The sequence below is a fragment of the Streptomyces echinoruber genome, assembly GCF_014651135.1.
GTDB classification, from domain to species: domain Bacteria; phylum Actinomycetota; class Actinomycetes; order Streptomycetales; family Streptomycetaceae; genus Streptomyces; species Streptomyces echinoruber.
In genome coordinates this window covers 350,986-374,833 of record NZ_BMWH01000002.1, presented here as the reverse complement: position 1 = coordinate 374,833, position 23,848 = coordinate 350,986, and the positions used below count along the sequence as shown (strand labels likewise).

Below are 23,848 nucleotides of genomic sequence, written 5' to 3'. Positions count from 1 at the left end.
CAAGGAAGACGACCATGAGCAATCGCAGAGCCGCCCTCGCCGCCATAGCCGCCGCCGCGTCCCTCGCCCTGACCCTGTCCGCCTGCGGCCAGAACAGCGAGGGCGGCAGCAAGGAGGACAAGGGCGGCGCCAAGGGGGGCACCATCGGCATCGCCATGCCGACCAAGTCCTCCGAACGCTGGATCTCCGACGGCAACAACCTCGTCAAGAACCTCCGGGCCAAGGGCTACAAGACCAAGCTGGTCTACGGCGAGGACGACCCCGACCAGCAGGTCTCGCAGATCGAGAACCTCATCACCCAGGGCGTCAAGGGCCTGATCGTCGCGGCCATCGACAACAAGTCGCTCAACAACGTCCTGCAGGAGGCCGCGGACCAGAACATCCCGGTCATCGCCTACGACCGGCTGATCCTGGGCACCAAGAACGTCGACTACTACGCGTCCTTCGACAACGAGAAGGTCGGCGAGCTGCAGGGCACCTACATCCTCGACAAGCTCGGCCTGAAGGACGGCTCGAAGAAGGGCCCCTTCAACATCGAGCTGTTCGCCGGCTCCAACGACGACAACAACACCAAGTACTTCTTCGGCGGCGCGATGAACGTGCTCAAGCCGTACCTCGACAAGAAGCAACTGGTGGTGCGCTCCGGCCAGACCCGGCTGAACCAGGTCACCACCCTGCGCTGGGACGGCGCCACCGCGCAGCGGCGCATGGACGACATCCTCACCAAGTCCTACAAGTCCGCCAAGGTCGACGCGGTGCTGTCGCCCTACGACGGCATCTCCATCGGCATCCTGTCGGCGCTGAAGTCCGACGGCTACGGCACCAAGAGCAAGCCGCTGCCGGTGGTCACCGGGCAGGACGCCGAGCTGGCCTCGGTGAAGTCGATCATCGCGGGCGAGCAGACGCAGACCGTCTACAAGGACACCCGCAAACTCGCCGAGGTCTCCGCGACCATGATGGACGACGTCCTCAACGGCAAGAAGCCGCAGGTCAACGACACCAAGACGTACGACAACGGCACCAAGGTCGTGCCCGCCTACCTGCTGCAGCCGGTGAGCGTCGACAAGACCAACTACCGGAAGGTCCTGATCGACGGCGGCTACTACACCGAGGCCGAGCTCAAGTAAGCCCCCGCCCCTACGGATTGGAAGGCACGACCATGGCGGGACCCGTCCTGGAGATGCGCTCGATCGTCAAGACCTTTCCCGGTGTCAAGGCACTGTCGGACGTCACGCTGACGGTTCGTCAGGGCGAGGTCCACGCCATCTGCGGGGAGAACGGCGCCGGGAAGTCGACCCTGATGAAGGTGCTCTCCGGCGTCCACCCCCACGGCACGTACGAGGGGGAGATCTACTTCGAGGGAGAGCTCTGCCGCTTCAAGGACATCCGGGCGAGCGAGCAGCGCGGCATCGTCATCATCCACCAGGAACTGGCGCTGGTGCCCTATCTGTCCATCGCAGAGAACATCTTCCTGGGCAACGAGCTCGCCACGCGCGGGTTCATCAACTGGAACGAGACGCTGCGGCGGGCCACGCAGTTGCTGCGCCGGGTCGGTCTCGACGAGCACCCCGAGACCCGCGTCGCCGACATCGGCGTGGGCAAGCAGCAGCTCGTGGAGATCGCCAAGGCCCTGTCGAAGGAGGTGAAGCTGCTGATCCTGGACGAGCCGACCGCGGCCCTCAACGACGAGGACAGCGGCAAACTCCTCGATCTCATCCTGGAGTTGAAGAAGCAGGGCATCACCTCGATCATCATCTCGCACAAGCTGAACGAAATCCGCCGGGTCGCCGACTCGGTGACGATCCTGCGCGACGGACGGTCCATCGAGACCCTCGACGTGCGGGCCCCCGAGACCACCGAGGACCGCATCATCAGCGGCATGGTCGGCCGCGACCTCGACCACCGCTTCCCCGAGCGCACCCCGCACCGCCCCGAGGAGGGCGCGGCACCGGCCCTGGAGATCCGCGACTGGACCGTGCTGCACCCCATCGACCAGCACCGCAAGGTGGTCGACGGCGTGTCGCTGCACGTGCGCCGCGGGGAGATCGTCGGCATCGCGGGCCTGATGGGCGCCGGCCGCACCGAGCTGGCGATGAGCGTCTTCGGGCGCTCCTACGGCCGGTACGCGGGCGGCACGGTCCTCAAGGACGGCCGGGAGATCCGCACCCGGACCGTCGCGGAGGCGATCGGGAACGGCATCGCGTACGTCACGGAGGACCGCAAGCACTACGGCCTGAACCTGATCGACACCATCCACCGCAACATCTCGCTGACCGCGCTGGACAAGGTCGCCCGGCGGGGCGTGGTCGACGAGCACGAGGAGCGGCAGGTCGCCGAGGGCTTCCGCACGTCCATGAACATCAAGGCGCCGACCGTCTTCGAACCGGTGGGCAAGCTGTCCGGCGGCAACCAGCAGAAGGTCGTCCTCAGCAAGTGGATCTTCGCCGGTCCGGACGTGCTGATCCTGGACGAGCCGACCCGCGGCATCGACGTGGGCGCCAAGTACGAGATCTACACGGTCATCGACCAACTCGCCGCGCAGGGCAAGGCGGTCGTCTTCATCTCCTCCGAGCTGCCCGAGCTGCTCGGCATGTGCGACCGCATCTACACCATGGCCGCCGGGCGGCTGACGGGCGAGGTGCCGCGGGCCGAGGCCACGCAGGAAGTGCTGATGCGCCACATGACCAAGGACACGCAGGACAAAGAGGTGACGCGATGAGCACGGATGTGACCGCCAAGACCCCGGCCCCCGCGCCGCCGGGCAGAAGCGGACCGGCCCGGGGCGGGAGCCTGCTCCGCCTGGTGCTGAACGGCCTGCGCCGCAACATGCGGCAGTACGGCATGCTGATCGCGCTCGGTCTGATCGTGGCGCTCTTCGCGGTGTGGACCGACGGCGACCTGCTGCTGCCGCGCAACGTCTCCAACCTGGTGCTGCAGAACAGCTACATCCTGATCCTGGCGATCGGCATGATGCTGGTGATCATCGCCGGGCACATCGACCTGTCGGTCGGCTCGCTGACCGCGTTCGTCGGCGCGACGGCGGCCGTGCTGACCGTGCAGCACGGCATGTCCTGGCCGCTGGCCACGGTGATCTGCCTGCTGGCCGGCGCGGTGGCCGGCGCGGTGCAGGGATACCTGATCGCCTACTTCGGCATCCCGTCGTTCATCGTCACCCTCGCCGGGATGCTGCTCTTCCGCGGTCTGACGGAGATCCTGCTGGAGGGCCAGACCCTCGGCCCGTTCCCCGACGGGCTGCAGAAGATCGGCAACGGCTTCCTGCCGGAGGTCGGCCCCGACACCAACTACCACAACCTCACCCTGCTGCTCGGCCTGGTCCTCATCGCCTTCGCGGTGTACCAGGAGATCCGCGACCGCAGGCGCCAGCAGGAGTTCTCGCTGGACGTGCTGCCGAGGAACTTCTTCCTGCTCAAGCTGGCCGCCATCGCCGCCGCGATCCTGGTCGTCACGCTGCTGCTGGCCAGCTACAAGGGCGCGCCGATCGTGCTGATCGTCCTCGGCGTGCTGGTGGTCGGCTACGGCTACGTCATGCGCAACACCATCTTCGGCCGCCACATCTACGCCATCGGCGGCAACCTGCCGGCGGCCAAGCTGTCCGGCGTGAAGGACAGAAAGGTCACCTTCTGCGTCTTCCTGAACATGGGCGTGCTCGCGGCCCTGGCGGGTCTGGTGGTCGCCGCCCGCCTGAACGCGGCCTCCCCGAAGGCGGGCCTGAACTACGAACTCGAGGCCATCGCCTCGTCGTTCATCGGCGGCGCGTCCATGAGCGGCGGTGTCGGCACCGTCCTCGGCGCGATCATCGGCGGCCTCGTCCTCGGTGTGCTGAACAACGGCATGAACCTGCTCAGCGTCGGCACCGACTGGCAGCAGGTCATCAAGGGCCTGGCCCTGCTGGCGGCGGTCGGGTTCGACGTGTGGAACAAGCGCAAGTCCGGTTCGTGACCCGGTCCGGGCCCCGCCGCAGGGCGGGGCCCGGTTCCTTTTCCGGCACGTACAGCACGTGCAGTACGTGCAGTACATCCGACACATCCAGTACGTCCAGCACATCCGGCACGTCCAGCACGTCCAGCGTTTTCCGCAGTTTCCCGACGAGAACGAAGTGGAGCCGCACGAGATGGACATGAGCAGACGAACGGTCATGGCGGGCGCCGCGGCCGCGGGCCTCACCGCCGCCACCCTGCCGGGCACGGCGCACGCCGCGCGGGCGGGAGGCGCACGGCCGGTGAAGAAGCTCTTCGGCACACTCGCCGACGGCACGAAGGTGTACGCCTGGTCGCTGCACAACGGCGGGACCCGGCTGACGGTCCTGTCCTACGGCGGCATCGTGCACTCCCTGGAGATCCCGGACCGCCACGGCCGCTACGCCAACGTCTCCCTGGGCTTCGACACCCTCGACGACTACGTCACCTCCAGCCCGTACTTCGGCGCCCTCATCGGCCGCTACGGCAACCGCATCGCGAAGGGCCGCTTCACCCTGGACGGCAAGACCTACCAACTGTCCGTCAACGACGGCGAGAACAGCCTGCACGGCGGCACCCAGGGCTTCGACAAGCGGGTGTGGGACGTCGAGCCGTTCACCGAGGGCACCGACGTCGGACTGCGCCTGTACTACACCAGCGCCGACGGCGAGATGGGCTACCCGGGCACGCTGCGGACGAAGGTGACGTACACCCTGAACCGGCGCGGCGAGTGGCGCATCGACTACGAGGCCACCACCGACAGACCGACGATCGTCAACCTCACCAACCACACCTACTGGAACCTGGCCGGCGAGGGCAGCGGCAGCATCGAGGACCACGAGCTGTCCATCGCCGCCTCCCGCTACACCCCCACCGACTCCGGCCTCATCCCCACCGGGGAGCTGGCGAAGGTCGCGGGCACCCCCTTCGACTTCCGCCGCGCCAAGCCGATCGGCCGGGACCTCCGCGCCGGCCACCCGCAGCAGGTGCAGGCCAAGGGCTACGACCACAACTGGGTCCTGGACAAGGGCGTCACCGCCCGGCCCGAGCCCGTCGCCACCCTGCGCGACCCGCGCTCCGGCCGCACCCTGCGGATCGCCACCGACCAGCCGGGCCTGCAGTTCTACTCCGGCAACTTCCTCGACGGCACGCTCGTCGGTACCTCCGGCCGCGCCTACCGGCAGGGCGACGCGCTCTGCCTGGAGACACAGCACTTCCCGGACTCGCCGAACCACGCGCACTTCCCGTCGACGGTGCTGCGCCCGGGCCGGACCTACCGGACCACGACCATCCACACCTTCGGCGTGTGAGGCCGCGGCGTCGGGCCCTTCGGTGCCGGGCCCTTCCACGCCGGGAGCCGCGACGTCAGGAGCCTTGACTTCGGAGCCGTGCGTTCAGGGCGTGCCTTCGGGGGCGTGCCTTCGGGGGCGTGACGTGGGGAGCCGTGACGCGGAAGAACGGCGCGCGGTTCCCCAAGCCGCCTTCTTTTTCCCCCACGTTGAACGACGAAACCCCCGCCTTCGTATCCATGGGCGGCCCGCGCTCCCCCGCGCGGGCCGCCCACAGACGGAGGTTCCCTTGGCTGACAACGTCACCTCGCTGTTCCGCAACACGGCGCACAGCCCCTCGATGGCGACGCTGACGCGCGAGGGCGACGGGGCCGGCCCGGTGGACTTCTGCATCCCCTGCAACCCCTACTTCCCCACCCCCGCCATGTTCCAGGAGATGGCGGGGCGGCTGCGCGACATCCTCACGTACTACCCGAGCAGCGCGGAGACCATCACCGCCGAGCTGTGCGGCCTGCTGCAACTGCCGCCGCAGTGCGTGGCGATGGGCAACGGCTCCACCGAGCTGATCACCTGGATCGACCACCTGCTGGTGCGCGAGTCCCTCGCCGTCCCCGTGCCCACCTTCGGCCGCTGGACCGACCAGCCCATGGAGACCGGCAAGCGGGTCGACATGTTCCCGCTGCAGGAGGCGAACGGCTTCGCACTGGACCTCGCGCAGTACGCGGAGTTCATCCGCTCCCGCGGCACCCGCGTCGCCGTGATCTGCAACCCGAACAACCCCGACGGCGGCTACGTCCACCGCCACCAAGTGGTCCAGTTCATGGACGCCCTGGCCGACCTGGACCTGGTGGTGATCGACGAGTCGTTCCTGGAGTTTGCCGACGCCGAGGCCGAACCCTCCGTCGTGCAGGAGGCGATGCTGCGCCCCAACGTCGTCGTGCTGCGCAGCCTCGGCAAGAACTTCGGCCTGCACGGCATCCGCTTCGGCTACCTGGTCGCCAACCCGGCCCTGGCCGGCAAGGTCCGCTCCATGCTGCCCAAGTGGAATCTCAACTCCTTCGCCGAGCACGTCGTCTTCATGCTCAAGGAGCACGGCGCCGAGTACCGGCAGAGCCTGCAGCAGGTACGCCGCGACCGTCTGGAGATGGCGAGCCGGCTCTCCGCGCTGCCCGGCCTGACGGTCTACCCCTCCCAGGGCAACTTCCTCTTCGTGCGCCTGCCCGTGGGCGCCGAGGGCACCGTGGTCCGTGACCGGCTGCTCACCGAGCACCGCATCCTGGTCCGCGAGTGCGGCAACAAGATCGGTTCCTCCAGCCGCTTCCTGCGGCTCGTGGTGCGCCCCCAGACCGACGTGCGTCGCCTGGTGTCCGGCCTGGAGTCGGTGCTCTACGGGTCCGGAAGCCAGGCCGCCGTACCCGGGCCGGGCCACGGGACCGGCTACAGCTCGGGTACGGCGGCCGTGGACCGGCTGGTGAGCCAGACCAACGGGTCCGGCCTGCGGGTGCCGGCCGCCCAGGCGGCCGCCGCCCCGTCCCTGCCCCCCGCCCCGGCCGCCGGCGGCGGCATGCCGCTCCCCGCCGCGACGCCCGCCGCGCAGCCGGGCTCCGGCGGGATGCCGCTGCCGGCGGCCGCCCCACCGGCCCCGGCGGCCCCACGCCCCGCCCCCGCACCCACGCCCACGCCCACGCCCACGCCCACACCGATACCGGCGCCGACGCCCACACCGACGCCTGCGCCGACCCCCACTCCGGCTCCCGCTCCGGCCCCCACGCCGGTTCCCGCCGCGGCCGCGGCGACCGGGCCGACCCCGCCGGGGGTCCCGGCCCGCGGCGGCCTCACGGCCGCGCAGGTGCGGGGCATGACGGCACCGCCGGCGCCGGGCGCGCAGGGCCTGCAGACGGCGCCGGCCACCGGCTGGCCCGGCGCCGCCCAGCAGGGCAACTGGCCCGACCCGCAGCAGAGCTGGCCGGCCGCGGCGGGCTGAGCCGCGGCGCGCGCCCGGCCCGCCGGCGTCAGCGGGCGACGGGCCATCCACCGCCCCAGCCCAGCATGTTGATACCAAGCCCGGGCGTGCCGTCGTCGCCGTCGGTCGTAGGAGTGGTGGACGATCAGGTCCCCGCCGCTGTCGTGCAGGATCGACCGCCCGCCTCCGCTCCACCGACACCCATCCGCGTACGCCGGAGCGCCGCACATGGTGACTCTGTGGACATGTTCGATTACCTGCGGCGACGATGGGTGCTGGAGGTGACCGGCAGTGACAGAAGACGCGGTGGGGGCGACGGGCACGGCGGGCGCGGGCGGGGAGCCCGAGTCGTCCGACAGCCTGCGGACGTTCGGCGCGGTCGTCCAGGCGCTGCGTCTGCATGCCGGGTTGAGCCGCGCACAACTCGGCGAGCACGTCCGCTACTCCCAGCACACGGTGGCGTCCGTGGAACTGGGCCGGCGGATGCCGGACCCGGCGTTCGTGGAACGGGCGGAGGAGGCGCTGGGGAACACGGGGGCGCTGCGGGCGGCGGCGGGGTGTCTGGCACGGCAGCCGGGGCTGGCGGCGTGGTTCCGGCAGTGGGCGCGGCTGGAGAGGACGGCCATCAGCCTCTGCACGTACGAATGCCGGGTCGTGCCGGGCCTGTTGCAGACGGAGGCGTACGCACGCGCCGTCTCGCTCAGCGTGCCCCCGATTCCTGACGAGGAGGAGCTGAACCAGCGTATCGCCGCGCGACTGGAGCGGCAGGAGCTGCTGTCGACCCGGCGCAAACCGCCGTGCGCCTTCAGCTTCGTCATCGAACAGGCGGTGCTGGAGCGGCATACGGGCGGTGAGGAGGTCACACGTGAACTGCTCGGCCACCTGCTGGAGGTGACCGGCCGGCACTGGAACGTCGAAGTGCAGGTCATGCCGCTGCGGCAGGCGACGCATGCGGGGTTGGACGGCCCGCTGCAACTGCTGGAGACGCCGGACAACCGGTGGTTCGGTTACTCGGAAGGGCAGGAGAACGGCCGCCTCATCATGGACCGGAAATCGATCAGCCTCCTCCACCAACGGTATGCAAAACTGCGCTCGCAGGCCCTCACCCCCGAGGATTCCAGGCGCCTGCTGGAGCGAATGCGAGGATCGCTATGAGCACGCGGGACCTGAACTGGCGCAAGTCCAGCTACAGCAGCGGCAGCCAGGGCGACTGCGTCGAGGTCGCCCCTCTTCCCCACACCGTCCACATCCGTGACTCCAAGGACCGCCAGGGGCCGCGCCTGGCCCTCTCCCCCACCGCCTGGGCCGACTTCGTCACCTACGTCGCCAAGTGACCGCGTGCCCCGTCGAGGCGCGCACACGTCGTGGAGCGCGGGACGGTTCCGCACGCAGCTTCGTCCCCGGCGGATTCCACCGGTTGAGGATCACCTGACGGCGGGACCGCAGCCGATCGACGACCTCACGCGGCGCGGGCCGCCGAGGCTCCCCTCGAGGAACCTGTGCGGGACGTCCCGTGCGGCGGCGGCCGCCGTCTCCGTCCGCATCGGGCCGCCGTCCTGCCGTACGGTGGTCTCCGGGGCCGTCCGTGCCGGGTGCTCCGCCCGTGCCGAGGGCCTCATGCGGGCTTTCCGTACGGCCCCGTCGGTGTCCGCCGGGTCAGGCGGCCCGGTCGAAGCCGCCCTCCGGCACGTCGTACCGCGCCGCCCGCAGCCACCGCTTCTGCCGCGCCCGCAGCATCGCCCACAGCGCCGCCCAGCCCGGCAGCAGCCACCACGGCACCGGCCACCCGGCCCGCCACCAGGCCGCGCCCGGCCGGACGAGCGCCTCGACGGCCGCGGCGGCCAGGCCGGCGGCCAGCGTCCAGCACAGCAGCCGTTCCGCCCACCGCACGGCGCGGGTGAGCCGTTCGGTGGTGGCGCGGGTGGTGGGCGCATGTCCGCCCGGACGGTTCATCACGGGGCCCCCAGGAGACGGGTGACGGCCGTACGGGAGCGACGGCGTTCACCCGGTGCCACCAGTGTGCGGCCTGTCCGGCCGCGGGGGAACGCGTTTGCGGTCGCTTGTTCGGGCCTCGTCGTCCCGTCGTCCCGGTGGGGCGGTGGGATCCGCCGGGTCGTCAGGCGCGCCGGATCACGTTCCACGACAGCGGTTCCAGGAGCGCCGCCAGGCCGGGTGCCGGTCGGCGCGGTGCCCTCGACGCGGCGAAGAGAGGGTGACGTTCCGTCGGCGGCGCGTCCGCCCGGCGGCGTGAACCGGGCATGTTCCCGCGGAAGGTGGCCGACGCGGGCTCCGGCTTGGCATATTGCACGGGTGACCGCGTGACCACGGGGGGCAGGGTGCGTACGTTCCGCATGAACGGTGCGAACAAGGAGATGCGTCGGCTCGCCGACACCCTCGTCGAGCCCATCCGGGTGCCGGTGCCCGCCGACCCCGAGGCCCTCCTGGACGCCCTCGTCGAGTCCGTCAGCGCCTGGCGCGGCCGGGAGGTCGTCCTGCACCGCGAGGTCTTCCCGCCGCATCTCGCCAGCGGCCTGTGGCTCAACCGCGAGACCCACGACGACGTCGTCGTCGACCGGCGCGCCGCCGTCTGGCACCAGATCGTGATCTTCTGTCACGAGGTGTGGCACATGTACCGGCAGGCGCCGGACGCGTCCGGCGCCGCGGGCGCGGACCGGCCGGCCGCCGCCCGCACCGACTTCAGCCTCGCCGAGGAGCAGGAGGCCGACCGCTTCGGCATGCTGATGGGCCGTCGGCTGCGCACCTTACTGGAGGCGTCGGCCGACTCCGTGTACGCCGCCCGGGGCGACGAGGCCCCGCAGGGCCTGGCCGCCCGTATCGGCGCCGCCCTCAACTACCGGGGGACCAGACGGTGAGCGGCGTCCTCAACTACGTGAGCTGCGGCGTGCTGTGGCTCGGCCTGGCCGTGAAGGCCCCCGACCTGATACGCCACCGCCGCGACCCCTACCTGCGCGCCCTGTGCGCCGTGCTCGGCCTGGCCGGCCTGAGCTTCCTCCTCGGCGCGCCGCCCACCATCGGCGCCGTCAACCGCCTCGGCCGCGTCCCCAACCTCGCCGCCCCCCTCACCTACGGCTCGATCACCGCCTACAGCGCCGCCTCCCAGGTGCTGATCGTGCACTGGCGGGGCGGCCCCCGGGTGCGCCGCACCGCGCGCCGCTGGGTGGGCGCCTACGCCCTGGTCCTGGCCGGCGTCGCCGTGACCTTCGCCCTCGGCGACGCACCCGTGGAGCGCCGCCGCGACCTGGACACCTACTACGCGGACACGCCGTACATCCGCGAGATGATCCTGCTCTACCTGCTGGGGCACCTCGTCGCCGCCGTGAGCGCCACCGTCTCCTCGCTGTGCTGGTCCCGGCACGTGCGCGGCTGGCTGCGCGCCGGCCTCGTCGTCATGGGCACGGGCACGCTCGCGGGCGCCGGGTACAGCGTCTCCAAGCTGGTCGCCGTCGTCGCCCGCTGGTGCGGCCGCGACTGGTCCGGGCTCGGTACGACCGTCTCGCCCGTGGCCGCCGGGCTCGGCGCGCTGCTGACGGTGACCGGGATCGTCCTCCCGCTGGCCGGGCCCCGGCTCGCCGACCGGCAGCGCTGCCGGCGCGCCTACCTGCGCCTGGGCCCGCTGGAGCGGGAGCTCGACGAGGTCCTCACCCGCCGGTCGCTGCGGCTGCCGCGGCCCCGCTGGGCCTCGCCCGGCACCCGGCTGATCTGGCGTCAGACCAGCATCCACAACGCGCTCGGCTACCTCGACGCCTTCTACGACCGGGACCTGTACGCGCGGACCCGGCGGGCGGCGTTCGCCGCCACCGGCGACCCGGAGCGGGCCGAGGCCACCGCCTGGGCCGCGGTCATCGCCGCCGCCGTGCGCCACGAACGCGCCCACGACCGCGCGCACGCACACGACCGCGCTCCCTCCCACGATCGCGCCCCCGCCCACGACCGCGAGCACGCCCACGACCGCGAGCACGCCGCCGCGCCCGGGAGCGGGGGCGCCCCGGCCCCCGTCGCCCCGGCCCCGTCCGCCCCGGCCGGGCGCCTGCCGGACCAGACGGCCCTGCTGCGCATCGCCGCCGCCCTGACCGCCTCCCCGCCCCTGGCCCGGACCCGCCCGGCCGGCGGCGCCTCCGCGGAGGGGGCGGCATGAGTCTCGTCGTCTACCTCGGGGCCCTGGTGCTCACCGCCGCCTGCCTGCTGCTGCTGCGCGGGCCGCGCGCGGCGCTGCGCGACCCGCTGACCGCGTCCACGTGCGTGGCCGTCGCCCTGGGCGCCCTGGTGTTCTTCTGCGCCGCCCCGGCGACCCTGTCCACCGTCAACCGCCTCACCGGCGTCCCCAACTTCGGCGCGCCCCTCACCTACGGCGTCCTCACCGCCTACAGCTGCTCCCTGCTGATCCTGCTGATCAACTGGCGGGGCGGGCCGCGCGAACGGGTCCGGCGCACCGTGCTGCGGTGCATGGCCGCCTACGGGGCGGTGATCGTCGCCGTCGTGGTGCTGTTCACGCTGGCCGACACGCCCGTCGAGCGGTTACGGGACCTGGACACGTACTACGCCAACACGCCCTGCGCGCGCGAGATGATCCTGCTGTACCTGCTCGGCCACAGCGCCGCGACCACGGTGATGTGCGTGCTGTGCGTCAAGTGGGCCCGCGAGGTCACCGGGCTGCTGCGCACCGGGCTGCGGCTGATCCTGCTCGGCTCGCTGCTGGACGTGGTCGGCTTCCAGGCCGCCAAGTACGCGGCGCTGGTGGCCCGGTGGGCCGGCGGCGACCTGGACTTCCTGTCCACCATCGTGGCCCCGCCCATGGCCTCGCTGGGCGCGCTGGCCTGCTCGGCCGGCTACGTCCTGCCCCAGCTGGTGCCCGCCGCCGTCGCGCACTGGCGCAGCCTCGGCGCCTACCGGGCGCTCGGGCCGCTGTGGGCGCAGGTGCGGTTCGCCTCCACCGCGCCGAAGCCGTACGCCTCCTTCTGGCAGCTTCCGCAGGAGCGGCTGCACTGGCGGGAGGTGTCGATCCACGACGCGCTGCTCGCGCTCGCCCCCTACTTCGACGACCGGGTCCGCGAGGCCGCGTACGGCACCGCCCTGCGCGGGGGCGCCGGGCCGCGCGAGGCGAGCACGGTGGCCGAGGCCGCCATGCTCGCCGACGCCGCGCGCCGGGCCGCCGCCCGGCAGGAGCCGCCCGGCCTGCCCAGCAGCTACCGCCTGCGCGCCACCCGGACCTCCGGCACCGACGCGCTCGTGGAGCTGGCCCGGGCGCTCACGCACTCCCCGGTCGTCGCCGCGGTGCGCGACGGCACGGTCAGGACCTCCCATGGCTGACGCCATGCCGAACACCTCCCATGGCTGACGCCATGCCGAACACCTCCCATGGCTGACGCCATGCCGAACACGAGGAGCCCCATGTCAACCAGAGCTGTCGTCATCGGTGCCGGAGTGGCCGGCATACTCGCCGCGGCGGCGCTGTCCCCCGCCGTCGACGAGGTGCTGGTGCTGGACCGCGACGACCTGCCGGACGGGCCCGAGCACCGCAAGGGCCTGCCGCAGGGGCGGCACGCCCACCTCCTCATGGCCGGCGGGCTGGCCGCGGCCGACGCGCTGCTGCCGGGCCTCGACCTGCGCCGGCACCTGCTGGCGGCGGGCGCGCGTGAGGTCTCCCTCGGCACCGGCATGGTCACGCTGACCTCCGAGGGATGGTTCCGGCGCTGGCGCCCCGAGACACCCCGCATGATCACGTGCAGCCGGGCGCTGCTCGACTGGGCGGTGCGCACCGCCGTCCTCGCCCGCACCGGCAATGTCACCGTCCGCCGCGCCGAGGCGCTGGAACTGACCGGCACCGCGCAACGCGTGACCGGCGTGCGCGTCGCCGCCGACGCCGCCGACGGCGCCGAGGACACGTTCCCGGCCGACCTCGTCGTCGACGCCGGCGGGCGCGGCTCGCGCATCATGCGGTGGCTGGAGCGGCTCGGCGTGACCGGCGTACGGGAGCGGTCCGTGGACTCCGGGCTGGTCAACGCCACCCGCGTCTACCGCGTCCCGCCCGGCGCGGAGGGCTTCCCGCTGACGATCGTCAACGCCAACCCCTTCCTCTCCCGGCCCGGGCGCAGCGGCATGGTGCTGCCCATCGAGGACGACCGGTGGATGGTCAGCCTGGCCGGCACGCGCGGCGGCGAACCGCCCGCCGACCCCGACGGCTTCCTGCGCTACGCCCTCGACCTGCCCCACCCCATCGTGGGCCGGCTCGTCTCCGGCGCCGAACCCCTCACCGGCGTGCACGTCACCCGCAGCACCCGCAACGTGCGCCGCCACCTGGAGAAGGCGCCGGCCTGGCCGGAGGGGCTCGTCGTGCTCGGCGACGCGTTCGCCACGTACAACCCCGCCTACGGGCAGGGCATGTCCGTCGCCGCGCTGGGCGCGCGGGTCCTGGCCGAGGAGCTGCGCCGCACCGGGCCGCACGGCCCCGGGCTCGCCCGGCGCGTCCTGCGGGGCGCGGCCCGGCCCGTCGAGGCCGCCTGGACCATGGCCGTCAGCCAGGACCTCTGGTACCCCGGCGTGCGCGGCGGCCGCCCCGGCCTGACCGACCGGCTCGCCACGCGGTACGTACGGCGGCTGACGCGGGCGGCGACGGGGTCGTTCACCGCGGCGAGCGCCCTGTGGGAGGTGACGAGCATGCAGGCGGGGGCGGAACGCCTCTTCCGCCCCGGCGCCCTCCTGTCGGCCCTGACGGGACCGCCGCTGCCGCCGCTGTCCGGACCGCCGCTGACGGCCCAGGAGCGGAAGATCCTGCGGGAACTGGACCGGACGGGGGCGGAGGACCGACCGTGAGGTCCGCAGCGCCCGATCCCTCCGACACCGACGCGTGGAATGCGTACCTCGCCGAGGGCAACGCCCAGCAGGCCCGCAAGCGCGTGGCGGCCGATGTGCTGCTACGGGACCCGTCCGGCCGTGTGCTCCTGGTGAACCCCACCTACAAACCGGGATGGGATCTGCCCGGCGGGATGGCGGAGGCCAACGAGCCGCCGGAGGACACGGTACGCCGTGAGCTGATGGAGGAACTCGGCGTACGCGTCACGCTGCTCGGGCTGCTGGTGGTGGACTGGGTGGCCCCGCACGGCCCCTGGGACGATCAGCTCGCGTTCGTCTTCGACGGCGGCACCCTGGAGGAGGAGCAGGCCGATCAACTCCGGCCACGGGACGACGAGTTGTCCGAAGCTTCCTTCGTCACGGTCGCCGAGGCCGCCGGTCGCCTCCGGGACCGCGTCCGGCGCCGGTTCGAGCACGCCCTGAAGGCGCTGGACGCGGGACGGCCGCTGTACCTCCGCGACGGCGCGCCCGCCCTGTGATCAACAGTGCCCCACCCGTCACGCGCACAGCACGGGTGATCCACGGGGCCGGAGGCCGGCGGTGGGACGGTTGCCGGCCGTCCGAGGCAGCGGCGGGGCGGGTCACCCCGCGAACGCCGGCTGCGCCACCCCCTTGCCCGCGCCCGGCACCACGAACACCGACCCGGCCAGGGGCGGCGGGGACTCGAGCCCCGCCCGGGCCGTCGTGACGTACAGGTCGGTCAGGTCGGGGCCGCCGAAGGCGCAGGCCGTCACGAGCGGGACCGGGAGTTCGATCACCCGGTCCAGGTCGCCGGACGGCGTGTAGCGCCGTACCGCGCCGCCCTGCCAGAGGGCGACCCACACGCAGCCGTCGGCGTCGACGGTGAGGCCGTCGGGGAAGCCGGCGCCGTCCTCGACGGCGGCCAGGGGCCGGCGGCCGGTGACCCGGCCGGTCGCGGGGTCGTGGTCGAGGACGTCGATGCGGCGGGTCGGGGTGTCGATGTAGTACATCAGCCGCCCGTCGGGGCTCCAGCCCGTGCCGTTGCTGACGGTCACGTCGTCCAGGACGGTCACGGCGGTGCCGTCGCCGGTGAGGCGGGTCAGGGTGCCGCCGCCCGGGGTCTCGTCGTAGCGCATGGTGCCCGCCCACAGCGAACCGTCGGGCGCGACGGCGGCGTCGTTGCCGCGGCGGCCGGGGACGGGGTCGTGGCGCAGCCAGCGGAAGGAGCCGTCGGGGTCGACCAGGCCGACGCCGTCCCGCAGGTTCAGCACCAGGCCGCCGCCCGCACGCGGCTTGGCCGCGCCCACGTGCTGCTCCGTGGTGCGGACCGTGCGCCGGCCGGTCGCGGGGTCGTAGGTGTGCACGCGGGAGCCGAGGATGTCCACCCACAGCAGGTGCCCCGCCCGCGCATCCCACGTCGGGCCCTCGCCGAGCCGCGCCTCGGCGCGGACCGCCACCTCGTACGCCGCCTCGTACGCCGCCGTCATGCCGCGCTCCGGTGCCCGAGCCGCTCCGACAGCTCCGCCGCGCCCTTGGCGGCGAGCTGCTCCAGTTCCGCGCGCCGCTCCTCGCTCCACCGGATCATCGGCACGGAGATCGACAGCGCGGCCACCACTTGGCCGGTGCGGTCGCGCACCGGCGCGGCCACGCAGGAGACGTCGGGGTTGGACTCGCGGGACTCCACCGCGATGCCCCGGCGGCGGATCTCGGCCAGGGCCTCGCGCAGCGCGGCCGGGTCGGTGATGCTGTGGGGGGTCATCGCGACGAGCCGGGCGTCGTCCGGGATGCGGGCGGCGAGCTCCTGCTCGGGGAGGGAGGCGAGCAGCATCTTGCCCACCGACGTGCAGTGCGCGGGCAGGCGGCGGCCGGCCGCCGACACCATGCGCACGGCGTGGGTGGAGTCGACCTTGGCGATGTAGATGACGTCGGTGTCCTCCAGAATCGCCACGTGCACGGTCTCGTCGCAGGTCTCGGCGACCGAGCGGGCGACCTGCCGGCCCTCGGCGGCGAGGTCGAGCTGCTCGGCGTAGCGGGCGCCGAGCTGGTACGGGCGCACGCCGAGCCGGTAGCGGCCGGGCTGCCCCGGCACGGGGACGATGTACTTGCGCGCGGCGAGCGTGGTCACCAGCTCGTGCACGGTGGTGCGCGGCAGCTGCAGCTTGCGCACGATGTCGGGGGCGGAGAGGGTCCCGTCCCCGTCCAGGAAGAGCTCGAGAATGTCGAGAGCCCGGGTCACGGCAGGTACGAGACGTCCCACGGCCGGCTCCCTCCCTTGCGTCTCAGGCGCCTGCGTTCGATATACCAACAGGCGATCGGCATGACGAACACAGGCTAGTCAGGGCGGAGAGCGGCGGCAATGGCCGTGCGGGGCGGCCGGACGGGCGAGGATGGGAGCCATGCCCTCCGCCAAGCCGCCCGCCGCCCCCGGCCCCTTCACCCCCCGCCACTTCCAGCTCGTGCTGCTGCGCCGCATGGCCGACCACAACCCGGGGCTGGTGGAGGACGCCCGCCGTCGCCTGGGTGCCTCCGCGGCCGACCTGCGGGAGGCCAACAAACGCTGGCAGGCGATGGTGTGCTCCCCTCGCTCGCGCGGCGCCGCCGCGCGCTACCGCTCAGTTCTAGGCACCCCGGAGCCCGCCACCTCCCGCCGGGTCGGCGACCTCGACTGCGAGGTCTGGCGCTGGCCCGTGGAGCTGTGGCCGGACCTGCGCTTCGAGGTCCTCGTCGCCCCCGGCGGCGCCGTCTGGAACGAGTGGCTGGTCCGCGCCCCGGGCGCCCCCGCCCCGGTGCTGCGCACCCTGGACGACCTGACCCCCTGGTCCTGCACCGTCGAGGAGGCCGCCCGCGCCTTCCCCCCGGCCCGCCCCCTGGAGGGCACCGCCCCCAGCCGTTTCGGCCTGTCCTTCACGGCCCCGGACGGGCAGGGGGTGCGCCGCGAGGTGGTCGCGGAGTTCACGTGGGGGCTGCTGCAACGGACGCGGGTCGGGGGCGGCTGACGGCGCCGGCGGCCGGCGGCGGACGGCACCGGCCGGCGCCCATCGGCGCCGGTCAGCGTTGCGCCGCCGCCAGCACCGCCTCCACCACCCCCGCCACCGACCCCGGGTGCAGGTCCAAGAACAGGTTCGGCTCCACCAGTTCCAGCTCCATCACCCGCGGCTCGCCGTCCTCGCCGTCCACCAGGTCCACGCGCGCGTACAGCAGCTCCGGCGTGCCGGGCACGGCGGCCAGGGCGCGTTCGGCGACGGCGAGTTCGGCCGGGGTCGGGCTCCAGGGCTCCAGCCCGGGGTGGGCGACTTTCTTCTCGTCGTACGGCGTGCCCGGCGTGAGCACGGCCCGCTTGCGGCTGGCGTGCAGCAGGCGCCCGCCGAAGAACTGCAGCGCCCGCTCGCCGGCCGCGTCGATGCCCTTCATGTACGGCTGCACCATCGCCGTGAAGCCCTCGGCGTGCAGCCGCCGAAGGTGCCGTACGGCGGTGGCGTGCTCGGCGGGCGTGTAGCGGGCGGCGAAACGGGCGCCGGCGCCGGAGGTGGGCTTGACGACGTACTCGCCCTCGCCGGGGAGGTCCGGCGCGTCCCCGGGGGGCGAGGTAGCGGGTGGGGACGACGGGCACCCCGGCGGCGGCCAGGTCCCCGAGGTAGCGCTTGTCGGTGTTCCAGCGCACCACCTCCGGCGGGTTCGCCAGCCTGGTCAGCGTGCCGCACCGGTGCGCCCACGCGACGAACTCGGCCGCCCGCCAACTGTAGTCCCACGTCGAGCGGAGCACGGCCAGGTCGAAGGAGGCCCAGTCGGCGTCCGGGTCGTCCCACACCACCGCCTCGGCCCGCGCCCCGGCCTGCCGCAGCGCCGCCACCAGCCCCGGCAGATCGCGGTCGGTGTTGACCTCCGGTCCGGGGCGGCAGGTGACGAGGGCTATGCGGGACACGGCGGCCTCCTCCGGGCGCGGCGGGCGGTGAGCGACCCGCAGGCTAACAACGGCCGGCGGCCGCGCCACGGCCGGGACGCCGCGGCCCGGCGGTGCCGGGGCCCGGCGGTGGCGGGGCCCGGCGGTGGTGAGGCCCGTGTCAAGGTGATCGGCGTCAACCTCCGGCGGCGGCGGATCGCGTCCGTCCCGGGGTAGGAAGGGGTGGGGCCGTCCCGGGGTAGGAAGGGGTGGGGCAGCCCCGCCCCGGCTTTCCGTGCCGCCGCCGTGTCCCGTCGTCGTAAGCCGTGTCCCGTCGTCGTAAGGAGTGCGCGTGTCCTCCCTGTTCCCCGCCCTGACCGACGGCCCGCCCGACCGGGCCGCCCTGCGCTTCGGCGACCGGTCGCTGACCTACGGAGAGCTGGCCGCGGCGGCCGGCGCGCTGGCCGGACGGCTCGGCGGGACGGAGCGGGTCGCGGTGTGGGCGGCGCCGGAGCCGGAGACGGCCGTCGCCGTGGTCGCGGCTCTGGAGGCCGGGGTCGCCGCCGTACCGCTGAACCCGAAGGCCGGGGAGAAGGAGCTGCGGCACATCCTGGCGGACAGTGCGCCGGCGCTGGTGCTGGCGCCGCCGGAGGCGGAACTCCCGGATGCCCTGCGGGACGTCGAGCGGATCGACGTCGACGTGCGCGCCCGCGGACCGCTCCCGGGCGGCGGGGCCGGCGAGGACGATCCGGCGCTCGTCGTCTACACCTCCGGCACCACCGGCCCGCCCAAGGGCGCCGTGCTGCCCCGCCGGGCCCTGGCCGCCACGCTGGACGCGCTCGCGCAGGCGTGGCGGTGGACGGGGGACGACGTGCTGGTGCACGCCCTGCCGCTGTTCCACGTGCACGGGCTGGTGCTGGGGGTGCTGGGCCCGCTGCGGCGCGGCGGGTCGGTGCGGCACCTGGGGCGGTTCTCGGCCGAGGGCGTGGCGCGGGAGCTGAACGGCGGCGCGACGATGCTGTTCGGCGTGCCGACCATGTACCACCGCCTCGCGGAGGCCCTGCCCACCGACCCGGAGCTGGTCCGGGCGCTGGCGTCCGCGCGGCTGCTGGTGTCCGGGTCGGCCGCGCTGCCGCTGCACGACCACGAGCGGATCGCCGCCGCGACCGGCCGGCGGGTGATCGAGCGGTACGGCATGACGGAAACGCTGATGAACACCAGCGTCCGCGCCGACGGCGAGGCCCGGCCGGGCACCGTGGGCGTGCCGCTGCCGGGCGTGGAGCTGCGGCTGGTCGAGGAGGACGGCTCGGCGATCACCGTATGGGACGGCCAGACCGTGGGCGAGATCCAGGTGCGCGGCCCGAACCTGTTCACCGGGTACCTGAACCGGCCCGACGCCACGGCCGCCGCGTTCACCGCCGACGGCTGGTTCCGCACCGGCGACATGGCCGTCCGGGACCCCGACGGCTCGGTCCGCATCGTCGGCCGCAAGGCCACCGACCTCATCAAGAGCGGCGGCTACAAGATCGGCGCCGGGGAGATCGAGAACGCCCTGCTGGAACACCCCGGGGTGCGCGAGGCGGCGGTGACCGGGGAGCCGGACGCCGACCTGGGCGAGCGGATCGTCGCCTGGGTGGTCCCGGCCGACCCGCAGGCGCCGCCGGCCGCCGAGGAGCTGGCGGACCACGTGGCCCGGCGGCTCGCCCCGCACAAGCGGCCCCGCGCGGTCCGCTACCGCGACTCCCTCCCGCGCAACGACCTGGGCAAGATCATGAAGCGGGCGCTGACCGCATGACCCCGCACCCCTCCGCCGGGCGGCTCTCCGCCCGGCGGACCCTCTCCCTGGCCACCGACGGCTTCGCACAACTCCCCTGCCCGGATGGTGACTTCCCGCGCCTGGCGGCCCCCTGGGCCGCCAGGGCCACGACGCCGCCCGCGCCCGCACCCACGCCGCCGTTCGCGCCCGTACCCCAGTGAGCGGTGTGCATCGTGAAGTTGCAGGTCATGGGTCTGGTGGGAGCGGGGCTCCCGATGCTCGGGCCGGCGGCAGGCGGATGACTTCGGTGAAGACCGTCGGTCATCGGGAGGATGCGAAGCACGCCGTGAAGTCGCCGAGGCCGCCACGGCAGTTGCCGCTTCCGCGGGTCGGGGTTGTCATCGCCGGCATGGTCGTCGTCCTCGTCGGCGGGATGGCCTTCCTCGCGCTTCAGTTCGTCAGCCTGCACCAGGACCTGGAGACCGCGAACAAGGCGCGCGACGCTCTGGCCGCGCAGGTCGAGCGGCTCGGCGCGTCACCGGTCGCCGGGCCGCCCGACAGCCGGGGCGAGCCCGGCAAGAACGTCGTCGGCCCCAGCGGATCACCCGGACCGCCGGGACCGGCAGGCTCGCCAGGGCAGAACGGCAAGCACGGCAAGGAGGGGCAGAACGGCAAGGACGGGCGGAACGGCAAAGACGGCGAGACCGGATCACCCGGCGTGTCCACGACGGGCCTGGCTCCTCCCGGGGGCGATGGGCTCTACAAGGCCGAGCGATAGAAGACCTTGCCCTGGTGCGTCTCGGCGCCCAGGCTCTTGTAGAAGTCGAGCGCAGGCGGGTTGTCGGTGTCCGCCGTCCACTCCAGACGTGAGCAGCCGGCGGCTCGGCCTGCGTCGCGTACGGCGTCCATCAGTGCGCGGGCGACGCCGCGGCGGCGGTGCTGCTCTCGGACGAACAGCTCCTTGAGGTAGATGGACGTGTCGGCGCCGGCCGCGGGCCAGAGGAAGCTGTAGGAGGCGAAGCCGAGCACGTCGTCAGTGCGGGCGATCAGCACGGTCGCGACCGGGCGGGGGCCGAAGAGCGCGGCGCGGATCTGCTCCGGGTCGCCCGGGGTGGCCCGGCCACCGTAGTACGCCTCGACCTCGCCGAGCAGCGTGGACAGAACGTCGATGTCCGCCTCAGTCGCCTCGTCGATCCTCACTGTCGTCCCTCTCACTCGCGGGGAGCGCCAACACCCCGCGCAGTAGCTGCACTTCCGGTGCTCCTTGTGCCTGGGGCACCTTAGCCGCTACCTCGCGGGCCCGGTAGATGATCAAGGCGGAGCGGTGCTGCTGGGGCAGGGCGACGATGGTCTGCGTCGCGTGTGCCGCGGCTGCGGCGGGGTCACCGTCGAGAGCTTCGCACATGGCCCGGTCGAGGCTGATCAGGGCGAGGTCCATGTAGTCGGTCGGCGGGTACAGCTCCAAGGCGCGGCCGTGTTCCTCCCGGGCTCGTGACGTCTGGCCGAGGTGTGTCCAGGCGTTTCCGGCGTGGAAGCGCAGCTGGCTCTCGCTGTAGCCGAAGGCGGAGCCGATACGGTCTTCTTCAGGAAGGCGGGAGAGAGCCGTCTCTGCCGCCTCGAGAGCGCGGACGGCTGGTTCGGCTGCACCGAGCTGGGCATGAGCACGCGCCTCCAGGGGCGCGGCGAGGGCTGCTCCGACGCACGGCAGGCCGCCGGCCAGTTGCTGGGCTCGGCGGGCAAGTTCGACAGCTCCGTACAGGTCGCCGCCGTAGTAGAGCTGGTAGGCCTCCTGGGCGTAGAGCCAGGACAGGACGGCTCGGTCCTCTGCGGCGGCTGCCGCGGCACGCCCGGTGCGCCACCAGGCCCGCGACCGGTCGTCTCCCAGCCTCAGCAGCGTCAGTGCCATCACCCCGGCGAGCTGCGCTGAGGCGATCAGCAGCTTCTTGTGCGCCGACGGCTGGTGGCGGTGTGTGAGCACGAGACGTAAGTCCTGGAAGTCCGACAGGAGTTCCGGGAGTAGCTCCTCTTCGGGCCGGTAGCGGGTGGCCCTGCCATGGCGGGCCACCGTGTACTCCCACTCCTCAAATGTCGCGTCCGTCATGGGGCCTGCGGCCAGGGACTCAGCCAGGCCCTGTTGGAGAGCGTCGACCTGCTCCAGCACGCCGGCGCCCGGACGGTGCTGCGCCAAGGCGATCAGCTCCCCGCCGGCTCCCAGCGCCCGGTCGAGGGCGATGGCGATGCCCTCGGTGGGCTGGCGTTTGCCGTTCTCCAGGTCCGAGACGTAGCTCTTCCCGCAGTTGGCCAGATCAGCGACGTCCCGGACGGATCGGCTGCCACGCAGACGCCGCAGGGCCTGGCCAAAGGTCTCGTTCTGCATCAGGCACCCCTTGTCCGCGCTGTCCGCAGTGTCCGCAGCCATGCGGACTGAAGCGGACAGGAGAACGCTGTCGCTGACGGTCTGCACAGGACACGCTACTCATACGCGCTGAAGACGTCAGCGGACCGGACATTGGCCCAAGTCGACCCCGGCGACCGCGCGAACGGCCCCGGGGCGTGGCCAACGCTACGGAGGAGCGTCGACACCATGAACAGTACAGTCCAACCGCCCACCGCGGCAGAGCCGGATACGCGCCCGTTGGACATCGACACGATGCGCGCCACCGCGCGCCGCGTCTTCGCCACCGGGCTCTCCGCTGACGATCTGGACACGCTCGTGCTGGCGCTGCGCGGGCACATGCAGCTGCTCATCCCCGAGGTCCAGCAGGCCGCCGAGCGGACACCGACGGACAACGCCCAGCGGCACTGCGCCCTGGCCTGCGTCGGTGACGCGCGCGGCAAGCTGCGGCTCGGGAACGGCCGCACGCCGGAGGTCCGCGTGGCCGTGGCGCAGAAGCTCGCCCGCTGCGTCAACGCCCTGTGCGACCACTACAAGACCTTGGGCGGCGGGCGGCCGTGAGAGCGGTCCTCGGCCTGGCCGTGTACGTGGTGGCCGTGACCGGCCCGGTCCTCGCCCTGGTGCTCGCGAGGACTCCGCACTGACGCACCCCCATGGCGGCCGCTTCGGGTCAGGGCCGCACCTCAGATCCCCCGCCTCCCCCGCCCCGCCGGCGTTCCGGAAGACCCGGCGCGGGCGGGCCCGCCTCTCTCGCCGGTGTTCCGCAAGACGCCGGCGGGAGAGGTCCTTGTCTCCGCTCCGCAACAACAGCCCGAAGGAGAGGCACCAACATGACCGCACTGCTCAAACCGCCCGCCAACACCGCCCCGGGTGGCGTGACCTTCCTCGAACTGGAGATCACCAACCGGTGTCAGCTGACCTGCTCGTCGCACTGCTACGCCGAAGCCGGCCCGACCAAGGGGCACGGCACCATGACCGCTGACGACTGGAAGCAGGTCATCGACGAGGCCGCCCGCATCGGGGTGACGAAGGTCCAGTTCATCGGTGGCGAGCCGACGCTGCACCCCCAGTTCACCGAGCTGGTGGAGCACGCTCTGAAACGCGGCCTCGGTGTCCAGGTGTACAGCAACCTCTACAAGGTGAGGCTGGAGCACTGGGAGTTGTTCGAGCGGCGTGGGGTGTCCCTGGCCACCTCGTACTACGCCGACACCGACAAGGGGCACGACGCGGTGACCGGACGAAAGGGCAGCCACGCGGCCACCCGCGCAAACATCATCGAGGCGCTGCGGCGCGGCATCCACGTGCAGGTCGGCATCGTCGACGTCCTCGAGGGCCAGCGCGTCGACCAGGCGCGCGCGGAACTCGAAGCGCTCGGGGTGTCGGACATCAACATGGACCGTGTCCGAGGGGTCGGCAACGCGGCCAAGCTGCTGCCGTCCACGTCTGAACTGTGCGGGAACTGCGCCAACGGCAGGGCCGCCATCATGCCGGACGGCACGGTCACGCCGTGTGTTCTCGGCCGGTTCCTGCCCACCGGTTCGGTGAAGGGTGGGAGTCTGAAGACCGTGTTCGAGAGCGACCGCTGGGGGCAGGTGAAGCAGCTCATCCCGCCGCGCGTCAGGTCCGGATGCACGCCGGACGAGGACTCGTGCATGCCGTCACCGGGTGCGGCCCCGACCGGTGCGTGCACGCCGGCGGACTCCAACGACTGCGACCCGAGCCGCACGCCGGCCTGCAACCCCAAGTACAACAGCTAG

Annotated in this window: 23 protein-coding genes and 1 pseudogene; 18 read left to right on the top strand and 6 right to left on the bottom strand. The window is 72.9% G+C overall.

Going from position 1 to position 23,848, the window contains the following annotated elements:
- Positions 1 to 14 precede the first annotated feature (14 nt).
- The 7 genes from chvE (at position 15) to IE225_RS04690 (ending at position 8,563) form a co-directional block, all read left to right on the top strand.
- On the top strand, positions 15 to 1,127 hold the full coding sequence (chvE, locus tag IE225_RS04720) for a multiple monosaccharide ABC transporter substrate-binding protein (protein WP_190056010.1): 1,113 nt from the start codon (positions 15 to 17) through the stop codon (positions 1,125 to 1,127).
- Between the two features lie 32 nt (positions 1,128 to 1,159).
- Positions 1,160 to 2,719 (top strand): multiple monosaccharide ABC transporter ATP-binding protein, encoded by a 1,560-nt coding sequence (gene mmsA, locus IE225_RS04715; RefSeq protein WP_190056009.1) that lies wholly within the window; start codon positions 1,160 to 1,162, stop codon positions 2,717 to 2,719.
- Complete coding sequence (mmsB, locus tag IE225_RS04710; RefSeq protein WP_190056008.1) at positions 2,716 to 3,960, top strand: multiple monosaccharide ABC transporter permease; 1,245 nt, start codon at positions 2,716 to 2,718, stop codon at positions 3,958 to 3,960. Before mmsA ends, mmsB begins: the two co-directional genes overlap by 4 nt.
- 172 nt (positions 3,961 to 4,132) lie before the next feature.
- A complete protein-coding gene (locus IE225_RS04705) occupies positions 4,133 to 5,287 on the top strand; it encodes an aldose epimerase family protein (protein ID WP_190056111.1) in 1,155 nt (384 codons plus the stop codon).
- 268 nt (positions 5,288 to 5,555) lie between these two features.
- The gene (locus IE225_RS04700) at positions 5,556 to 7,250 is read left to right on the top strand and encodes a pyridoxal phosphate-dependent aminotransferase (protein ID WP_190056007.1); all 1,695 of its coding nucleotides are present in this window, start codon (positions 5,556 to 5,558) and stop codon (positions 7,248 to 7,250) included.
- A 270-nt stretch (positions 7,251 to 7,520) separates the two neighbouring features.
- Complete coding sequence (locus tag IE225_RS04695) at positions 7,521 to 8,384, top strand: helix-turn-helix domain-containing protein (protein WP_229879236.1); 864 nt, start codon at positions 7,521 to 7,523, stop codon at positions 8,382 to 8,384.
- The gene (locus tag IE225_RS04690; protein WP_190056006.1) at positions 8,381 to 8,563 is read left to right on the top strand and encodes a DUF397 domain-containing protein; all 183 of its coding nucleotides are present in this window, start codon (positions 8,381 to 8,383) and stop codon (positions 8,561 to 8,563) included. Before IE225_RS04695 ends, IE225_RS04690 begins: the two co-directional genes overlap by 4 nt.
- Before the next feature lie 322 nt (positions 8,564 to 8,885).
- Here the strand turns inward: IE225_RS04690 and IE225_RS04685 are convergent, their stop codons facing one another.
- Complete coding sequence (locus IE225_RS04685) at positions 8,886 to 9,182, bottom strand: hypothetical protein (RefSeq protein ID WP_229879235.1); 297 nt, start codon at positions 9,180 to 9,182, stop codon at positions 8,886 to 8,888.
- 419 nt (positions 9,183 to 9,601) lie between these two features.
- Between IE225_RS04685 and IE225_RS04680 the strand changes: the two genes are divergently transcribed.
- From IE225_RS04680 to IE225_RS04660, 5 genes are all read left to right on the top strand, one after another.
- Positions 9,602 to 10,102 carry a toxin gene (locus tag IE225_RS04680; protein ID WP_190056108.1) on the top strand — a complete coding sequence of 167 codons (501 nt, stop codon included), beginning with the start codon at positions 9,602 to 9,604 and terminating at the stop codon, positions 10,100 to 10,102.
- Positions 10,099 to 11,385: an MAB_1171c family putative transporter gene (locus IE225_RS04675; RefSeq protein ID WP_190056005.1), complete on the top strand. Its 1,287-nt coding sequence runs from the start codon at positions 10,099 to 10,101 to the stop codon at positions 11,383 to 11,385. The genes IE225_RS04680 and IE225_RS04675 overlap by 4 nt, the downstream gene beginning before the upstream one ends.
- A complete protein-coding gene (locus IE225_RS04670) occupies positions 11,382 to 12,557 on the top strand; it encodes an MAB_1171c family putative transporter (protein WP_190056004.1) in 1,176 nt (391 codons plus the stop codon). The genes IE225_RS04675 and IE225_RS04670 overlap by 4 nt, the downstream gene beginning before the upstream one ends.
- Before the next feature lie 81 nt (positions 12,558 to 12,638).
- On the top strand, positions 12,639 to 14,060 hold the full coding sequence (locus tag IE225_RS04665) for an FAD-dependent monooxygenase (RefSeq protein WP_190056003.1): 1,422 nt from the start codon (positions 12,639 to 12,641) through the stop codon (positions 14,058 to 14,060).
- Positions 14,057 to 14,578 carry an NUDIX domain-containing protein gene (locus tag IE225_RS04660; protein WP_190056002.1) on the top strand — a complete coding sequence of 174 codons (522 nt, stop codon included), beginning with the start codon at positions 14,057 to 14,059 and terminating at the stop codon, positions 14,576 to 14,578. Before IE225_RS04665 ends, IE225_RS04660 begins: the two co-directional genes overlap by 4 nt.
- Before the next feature lie 102 nt (positions 14,579 to 14,680).
- Here IE225_RS04660 and IE225_RS04655 read toward each other — a convergent pair whose 3' ends face one another.
- Together IE225_RS04655 and IE225_RS04650 are read right to left on the bottom strand one after the other, a co-directional pair.
- A complete protein-coding gene (locus IE225_RS04655) occupies positions 14,681 to 15,547 on the bottom strand; it encodes an SMP-30/gluconolactonase/LRE family protein (RefSeq protein ID WP_190056001.1) in 867 nt (288 codons plus the stop codon).
- Positions 15,544 to 16,317: an IclR family transcriptional regulator gene (locus tag IE225_RS04650; protein ID WP_190056000.1), complete on the bottom strand. Its 774-nt coding sequence runs from the start codon at positions 16,315 to 16,317 to the stop codon at positions 15,544 to 15,546. Before IE225_RS04650 ends, IE225_RS04655 begins: the two co-directional genes overlap by 4 nt.
- A gap of 130 nt (positions 16,318 to 16,447) precedes the next feature.
- Between IE225_RS04650 and IE225_RS04645 the strand changes: the two genes are divergently transcribed.
- Entirely contained in the window at positions 16,448 to 17,056 is a 609-nt protein-coding gene (locus IE225_RS04645; RefSeq protein ID WP_190055999.1) for a hypothetical protein, read from the top strand.
- Between the two features lie 52 nt (positions 17,057 to 17,108).
- Here IE225_RS04645 and IE225_RS04640 read toward each other — a convergent pair.
- A pseudogene (locus tag IE225_RS04640) lies at positions 17,109 to 17,982 on the bottom strand (ATP-grasp domain-containing protein).
- 310 nt (positions 17,983 to 18,292) lie between these two features.
- Here IE225_RS04640 and IE225_RS04635 point away from each other — a divergent pair.
- The 3 genes from IE225_RS04635 (at position 18,293) to IE225_RS04625 (ending at position 20,474) form a co-directional block, all read left to right on the top strand.
- Positions 18,293 to 19,735: an acyl-CoA synthetase gene (locus IE225_RS04635; RefSeq protein ID WP_190055998.1), complete on the top strand. Its 1,443-nt coding sequence runs from the start codon at positions 18,293 to 18,295 to the stop codon at positions 19,733 to 19,735.
- Positions 19,732 to 19,917, top strand: a complete 186-nt coding sequence (locus IE225_RS04630; RefSeq protein ID WP_190055997.1) for a hypothetical protein — start codon at positions 19,732 to 19,734, stop codon at positions 19,915 to 19,917. The genes IE225_RS04635 and IE225_RS04630 overlap by 4 nt, the downstream gene beginning before the upstream one ends.
- 86 nt (positions 19,918 to 20,003) lie before the next feature.
- Positions 20,004 to 20,474: a hypothetical protein gene (locus IE225_RS04625; protein WP_190055996.1), complete on the top strand. Its 471-nt coding sequence runs from the start codon at positions 20,004 to 20,006 to the stop codon at positions 20,472 to 20,474.
- Here IE225_RS04625 and IE225_RS04620 read toward each other — a convergent pair.
- Both IE225_RS04620 and IE225_RS04615 read right to left on the bottom strand, forming a co-directional pair.
- Positions 20,456 to 20,896: a GNAT family N-acetyltransferase gene (locus tag IE225_RS04620; RefSeq protein WP_190055995.1), complete on the bottom strand. Its 441-nt coding sequence runs from the start codon at positions 20,894 to 20,896 to the stop codon at positions 20,456 to 20,458. The two genes, IE225_RS04625 and IE225_RS04620, sit on opposite strands and share 19 nt — an antisense overlap.
- Positions 20,874 to 22,115, bottom strand: coding sequence for a helix-turn-helix domain-containing protein (locus tag IE225_RS04615; RefSeq protein WP_229879234.1), 1,242 nt, complete (start codon positions 22,113 to 22,115; stop codon positions 20,874 to 20,876). The genes IE225_RS04620 and IE225_RS04615 overlap by 23 nt, the downstream gene beginning before the upstream one ends.
- 165 nt (positions 22,116 to 22,280) lie before the next feature.
- Between IE225_RS04615 and IE225_RS04610 the strand changes: the two genes are divergently transcribed.
- Both IE225_RS04610 and IE225_RS04605 read left to right on the top strand, forming a co-directional pair.
- Positions 22,281 to 22,652 carry a DUF6415 family natural product biosynthesis protein gene (locus IE225_RS04610; protein ID WP_190055994.1) on the top strand — a complete coding sequence of 124 codons (372 nt, stop codon included), beginning with the start codon at positions 22,281 to 22,283 and terminating at the stop codon, positions 22,650 to 22,652.
- A gap of 269 nt (positions 22,653 to 22,921) precedes the next feature.
- Complete coding sequence (locus tag IE225_RS04605) at positions 22,922 to 23,848, top strand: radical SAM/SPASM domain-containing protein (protein WP_190055993.1); 927 nt, start codon at positions 22,922 to 22,924, stop codon at positions 23,846 to 23,848.

Excerpts from the sequence above, each read along its gene's own strand:
- IE225_RS04665 (WP_190056003.1), top strand. The coding sequence starts at position 12,639 with ATGTCAACCAGAGCTGTCGTCATCGGTGCCGGAGTGGCCGGCATACTC.
- IE225_RS04610 (WP_190055994.1), top strand. The coding sequence starts at position 22,281 with ATGAACAGTACAGTCCAACCGCCCACCGCGGCAGAGCCGGATACGCGC.
- mmsA (WP_190056009.1), top strand. The coding sequence starts at position 1,160 with ATGGCGGGACCCGTCCTGGAGATGCGCTCGATCGTCAAGACCTTTCCC.
- IE225_RS04605 (WP_190055993.1), top strand. The coding sequence starts at position 22,922 with ATGACCGCACTGCTCAAACCGCCCGCCAACACCGCCCCGGGTGGCGTG.
- IE225_RS04690 (WP_190056006.1), top strand. The coding sequence starts at position 8,381 with ATGAGCACGCGGGACCTGAACTGGCGCAAGTCCAGCTACAGCAGCGGC.
- IE225_RS04655 (WP_190056001.1), bottom strand. The coding sequence starts at position 15,547 with ATGACGGCGGCGTACGAGGCGGCGTACGAGGTGGCGGTCCGCGCCGAG.
- IE225_RS04685 (WP_229879235.1), bottom strand. The coding sequence starts at position 9,182 with ATGAACCGTCCGGGCGGACATGCGCCCACCACCCGCGCCACCACCGAA.
- mmsB (WP_190056008.1), top strand. The coding sequence starts at position 2,716 with ATGAGCACGGATGTGACCGCCAAGACCCCGGCCCCCGCGCCGCCGGGC.
- IE225_RS04645 (WP_190055999.1), top strand. The coding sequence starts at position 16,448 with ATGGGAGCCATGCCCTCCGCCAAGCCGCCCGCCGCCCCCGGCCCCTTC.
- IE225_RS04615 (WP_229879234.1), bottom strand. The coding sequence starts at position 22,115 with ATGGCTGCGGACACTGCGGACAGCGCGGACAAGGGGTGCCTGATGCAG.
- IE225_RS04680 (WP_190056108.1), top strand. The coding sequence starts at position 9,602 with ATGCGTCGGCTCGCCGACACCCTCGTCGAGCCCATCCGGGTGCCGGTG.
- IE225_RS04705 (WP_190056111.1), top strand. The coding sequence starts at position 4,133 with ATGGACATGAGCAGACGAACGGTCATGGCGGGCGCCGCGGCCGCGGGC.
- IE225_RS04630 (WP_190055997.1), top strand. The coding sequence starts at position 19,732 with ATGACCCCGCACCCCTCCGCCGGGCGGCTCTCCGCCCGGCGGACCCTC.
- chvE (WP_190056010.1), top strand. The coding sequence starts at position 15 with ATGAGCAATCGCAGAGCCGCCCTCGCCGCCATAGCCGCCGCCGCGTCC.
- IE225_RS04670 (WP_190056004.1), top strand. The coding sequence starts at position 11,382 with ATGAGTCTCGTCGTCTACCTCGGGGCCCTGGTGCTCACCGCCGCCTGC.